This window comes from Pseudomonas sp. BLCC-B112, from assembly GCF_028550695.1.
Taxonomy (GTDB): Bacteria; Pseudomonadota; Gammaproteobacteria; order Pseudomonadales; family Pseudomonadaceae; genus Aquipseudomonas; species Aquipseudomonas danubii.
On record NZ_JAQQGK010000026.1, the window covers coordinates 1 to 5,526 of the forward strand.

At 51.0% G+C, this 5,526-nt stretch carries 2 tRNA genes and 3 rRNA genes; all 5 read left to right on the plus strand.

The features are described 5' to 3' along the window. Nucleotides 1-378 precede the first annotated feature (378 nt). A 16S ribosomal RNA gene (locus tag PQT43_RS31155) occupies nt 379-1,917 on the plus strand. Nucleotides 1,918-2,040: 123 nt separating this feature from the next. Then, nucleotides 2,041-2,117: transfer RNA gene (locus tag PQT43_RS31160), tRNA-Ile, on the plus strand. Between the two features lie 10 nt (nt 2,118-2,127). Further along, a tRNA-Ala gene (locus PQT43_RS31165) sits at nt 2,128-2,203 on the plus strand. Between the two features lie 221 nt (nt 2,204-2,424). Beyond that, a 23S ribosomal RNA gene (locus PQT43_RS31170) occupies nt 2,425-5,316 on the plus strand. Nucleotides 5,317-5,455: 139 nt separating this feature from the next. Then, nucleotides 5,456-5,526: ribosomal RNA gene (gene rrf / locus PQT43_RS31175) — 5S ribosomal RNA — on the plus strand; the annotation flags it as partial.

Here is a 5,526-nt window from a genome sequence, read left to right on the forward strand (position 1 = left end):
TTAACGATTCGATCCTCTCGGTCGAAAGCGGTTAAAAAGAGGTGTTGACAGCAGCGTGTAACGCTGTAGAATTCGCCTCCCGCTAACGAGAGATCGGAAGCGCAAGTGGTTGAAGTTAAAAAGGAAACTTTGAAAACTTCTTAAAAAAATCACTTGACAGCAAATGAGGCTGCTGTAGAATGCGCGCCTCGGTTGAGACGAAAGATCTTAACCAACCGCTCTTTAACAACTGAATCAAGCAATTCGTGTGGGTGCTTGTGGAGTCAGACTGATAGTCAAAAAGATTATCAGCATCACAAGTTACTCCGCGAGAAATCAAAGATGTAACCAACGATTGCTGAGCCAAGTTTAGGGTTTTCTCAAAACCCAAAGATGTTTGAACTGAAGAGTTTGATCATGGCTCAGATTGAACGCTGGCGGCAGGCCTAACACATGCAAGTCGAGCGGCAGCACGGGTACTTGTACCTGGTGGCGAGCGGCGGACGGGTGAGTAATGCCTAGGAATCTGCCTAGTAGTGGGGGATAACGTCCGGAAACGGGCGCTAATACCGCATACGTCCTACGGGAGAAAGTGGGGGATCTTCGGACCTCACGCTATTAGATGAGCCTAGGTCGGATTAGCTAGTTGGTGAGGTAATGGCTCACCAAGGCGACGATCCGTAACTGGTCTGAGAGGATGATCAGTCACACTGGAACTGAGACACGGTCCAGACTCCTACGGGAGGCAGCAGTGGGGAATATTGGACAATGGGCGAAAGCCTGATCCAGCCATGCCGCGTGTGTGAAGAAGGTCTTCGGATTGTAAAGCACTTTAAGTTGGGAGGAAGGGCAGTTACCTAATACGTGATTGTTTTGACGTTACCGACAGAATAAGCACCGGCTAACTCTGTGCCAGCAGCCGCGGTAATACAGAGGGTGCAAGCGTTAATCGGAATTACTGGGCGTAAAGCGCGCGTAGGTGGTTTGTTAAGTTGGATGTGAAAGCCCCGGGCTCAACCTGGGAACTGCATCCAAAACTGGCAAGCTAGAGTATGGTAGAGGGTGGTGGAATTTCCTGTGTAGCGGTGAAATGCGTAGATATAGGAAGGAACACCAGTGGCGAAGGCGACCACCTGGACTGATACTGACACTGAGGTGCGAAAGCGTGGGGAGCAAACAGGATTAGATACCCTGGTAGTCCACGCCGTAAACGATGTCAACTAGCCGTTGGGAGCCTTGAGCTCTTAGTGGCGCAGCTAACGCATTAAGTTGACCGCCTGGGGAGTACGGCCGCAAGGTTAAAACTCAAATGAATTGACGGGGGCCCGCACAAGCGGTGGAGCATGTGGTTTAATTCGAAGCAACGCGAAGAACCTTACCAGGCCTTGACATCCAATGAACTTTCTAGAGATAGATTGGTGCCTTCGGGAGCATTGAGACAGGTGCTGCATGGCTGTCGTCAGCTCGTGTCGTGAGATGTTGGGTTAAGTCCCGTAACGAGCGCAACCCTTGTCCTTAGTTACCAGCACGTTATGGTGGGCACTCTAAGGAGACTGCCGGTGACAAACCGGAGGAAGGTGGGGATGACGTCAAGTCATCATGGCCCTTACGGCCTGGGCTACACACGTGCTACAATGGTCGGTACAAAGGGTTGCCAAGCCGCGAGGTGGAGCTAATCCCATAAAACCGATCGTAGTCCGGATCGCAGTCTGCAACTCGACTGCGTGAAGTCGGAATCGCTAGTAATCGCGAATCAGAATGTCGCGGTGAATACGTTCCCGGGCCTTGTACACACCGCCCGTCACACCATGGGAGTGGGTTGCACCAGAAGTAGCTAGTCTAACCTTCGGGAGGACGGTTACCACGGTGTGATTCATGACTGGGGTGAAGTCGTAACAAGGTAGCCGTAGGGGAACCTGCGGCTGGATCACCTCCTTAATCGACGACATCAGCTGCTTCATAAGCTCCCACACGAATTGCTTGATTCATTGAAGAAGACGATAGAAGCAGCTTTAAGCTCCAAGCTGATAGCTCCAAGCTAACAGTTACAAGCTCGAAATTGGGTCTGTAGCTCAGTTGGTTAGAGCGCACCCCTGATAAGGGTGAGGTCGGCAGTTCGAATCTGCCCAGACCCACCAATTTTGTTATGGGGCCATAGCTCAGCTGGGAGAGCGCCTGCCTTGCACGCAGGAGGTCAGCGGTTCGATCCCGCTTGGCTCCACCATAAACTGCTTCTGAAAGCTTAGAAATGAGCATTCTGCTTGAATGTTGATTTCTAGTCTTTTGATTAGATCGTTCTTTAAAAATTTGGGTATGTGATAGAAAGATAGACTGAACGTTACTTTCACTGGTAACGGATCAGGCTAAGGTAAAATTTGTGAGTTAAATTGCAAATTTTCGGCGAATGTCGTCTTCATAGTATAACCAGATTGCTTGGGGTTATATGGTCAAGTGAAGAAGCGCATACGGTGGATGCCTTGGCAGTCAGAGGCGATGAAAGACGTGGTAGCCTGCGATAAGCTTCGGGGAGTCGGCAAACAGACTTTGATCCGGAGATCTCTGAATGGGGGAACCCAGCCATCATAAGATGGTTATCTTGTACTGAATACATAGGTGCAAGAGGCGAACCAGGGGAACTGAAACATCTAAGTACCCTGAGGAAAAGAAATCAACCGAGATTCCCTTAGTAGTGGCGAGCGAACGGGGACTAGCCCTTAAGTGGCTTTGAGATTAGCGGAACGCTCTGGAAAGTGCGGCCATAGTGGGTGATAGCCCTGTACGCGAAAATCTCTTAGTCATGAAATCGAGTAGGACGGGGCACGAGAAACCTTGTCTGAATATGGGGGGACCATCCTCCAAGGCTAAATACTACTGACTGACCGATAGTGAACTAGTACCGTGAGGGAAAGGCGAAAAGAACCCCGGAGAGGGGAGTGAAATAGATCCTGAAACCGTATGCGTACAAGCAGTGGGAGCAGACTTTGTTCTGTGACTGCGTACCTTTTGTATAATGGGTCAGCGACTTATTTTCAGTGGCGAGCTTAACCGAATAGGGGAGGCGTAGCGAAAGCGAGTCTTAATAGGGCGTCTAGTCGCTGGGAATAGACCCGAAACCGGGCGATCTATCCATGGGCAGGTTGAAGGTTAGGTAACACTGACTGGAGGACCGAACCGACTACCGTTGAAAAGTTAGCGGATGACCTGTGGATCGGAGTGAAAGGCTAATCAAGCTCGGAGATAGCTGGTTCTCCTCGAAAGCTATTTAGGTAGCGCCTCATGTATCACTGTAGGGGGTAGAGCACTGTTTCGGCTAGGGGGTCATCCCGACTTACCAAACCGATGCAAACTCCGAATACCTACAAGTGCCGAGCATGGGAGACACACGGCGGGTGCTAACGTCCGTCGTGAAAAGGGAAACAACCCAGACCGTCAGCTAAGGTCCCAAAGTTATGGTTAAGTGGGAAACGATGTGGGAAGGCTTAGACAGCTAGGAGGTTGGCTTAGAAGCAGCCACCCTTTAAAGAAAGCGTAATAGCTCACTAGTCGAGTCGGCCTGCGCGGAAGATGTAACGGGGCTCAAACCATACACCGAAGCTACGGGTATCACGTAAGTGATGCGGTAGAGGAGCGTTCTGTAAGCCTGTGAAGGTGAGTTGAGAAGCTTGCTGGAGGTATCAGAAGTGCGAATGCTGACATGAGTAACGACAATGGGTGTGAAAAACACCCACGCCGAAAGACCAAGGTTTCCTGCGCAACGTTAATCGACGCAGGGTTAGTCGGTCCCTAAGGCGAGGCTGAAAAGCGTAGTCGATGGAAAACAGGTTAATATTCCTGTACTTCTAGTTATTGCGATGGAGGGACGGAGAAGGCTAGGCCAGCTTGGCGTTGGTTGTCCAAGTTTAAGGTGGTAGGCTGGAATCTTAGGTAAATCCGGGGTTCTAAGGCCGAGAGCTGATGACGAGTTACCTTTTAGGTGACGAAGTGGTTGATGCCATGCTTCCAAGAAAAGCTTCTAAGCTTCAGATAACTAGGAACCGTACCCCAAACCGACACAGGTGGTTGGGTAGAGAATACCAAGGCGCTTGAGAGAACTCGGGTGAAGGAACTAGGCAAAATGGCACCGTAACTTCGGGAGAAGGTGCGCCGGTGAGGGTGAAGGACTTGCTCCGTAAGCTCATGCCGGTCGAAGATACCAGGCCGCTGCGACTGTTTATTAAAAACACAGCACTCTGCAAACACGAAAGTGGACGTATAGGGTGTGACGCCTGCCCGGTGCCGGAAGGTTAATTGATGGGGTTAGCTAACGCGAAGCTCTTGATCGAAGCCCCGGTAAACGGCGGCCGTAACTATAACGGTCCTAAGGTAGCGAAATTCCTTGTCGGGTAAGTTCCGACCTGCACGAATGGCGTAACGATGGCGGCGCTGTCTCCACCCGAGACTCAGTGAAATTGAAATCGCTGTGAAGATGCAGTGTATCCGCGGCTAGACGGAAAGACCCCGTGAACCTTTACTATAGCTTTGCACTGGACTTTGAATTTGCTTGTGTAGGATAGGTGGGAGGCTTTGAAGCGTGAACGCCAGTTTGCGTGGAGCCATCCTTGAAATACCACCCTGGCAACTTTGAGGTTCTAACTCAGGTCCGTTATCCGGATCGAGGACAGTGTATGGTGGGTAGTTTGACTGGGGCGGTCTCCTCCTAAAGAGTAACGGAGGAGTACGAAGGTGCGCTCAGACCGGTCGGAAATCGGTCGTAGAGTATAAAGGCAAAAGCGCGCTTGACTGCGAGACAGACACGTCGAGCAGGTACGAAAGTAGGTCTTAGTGATCCGGTGGTTCTGTATGGAAGGGCCATCGCTCAACGGATAAAAGGTACTCCGGGGATAACAGGCTGATACCGCCCAAGAGTTCATATCGACGGCGGTGTTTGGCACCTCGATGTCGGCTCATCACATCCTGGGGCTGAAGCCGGTCCCAAGGGTATGGCTGTTCGCCATTTAAAGTGGTACGCGAGCTGGGTTTAGAACGTCGTGAGACAGTTCGGTCCCTATCTGCCGTGGACGTTTGAGATTTGAGAGGGGCTGCTCCTAGTACGAGAGGACCGGAGTGGACGAACCTCTGGTGTTCCGGTTGTCACGCCAGTGGCATTGCCGGGTAGCTATGTTCGGAAAAGATAACCGCTGAAAGCATCTAAGCGGGAAACTTGCCTCAAGATGAGATCTCACTGGGATCTTGAATCCCCTAAAGGGCCGTCGAAGACTACGACGTTGATAGGTTGGGTGTGTAAGCGCTGTGAGGCGTTGAGCTAACCAATACTAATTGCCCGTGAGGCTTGACCATATAACACCCAAGCAATTTGCTTAAGAAGCGAGTTGCGGTGTGTGAAGACGCTACGAACCGAAAGTTTGCACAACACACAAATCTATTACATACCCATTCGCTGGAGCGTTGCTTAAGCAACGAGCTGGCTACCGAATTTCTTGACGACCATAGAGCGTTGGAACCACCTGATCCCATCCCGAACTCAGAAGTGAAACGATGCATCGCCGA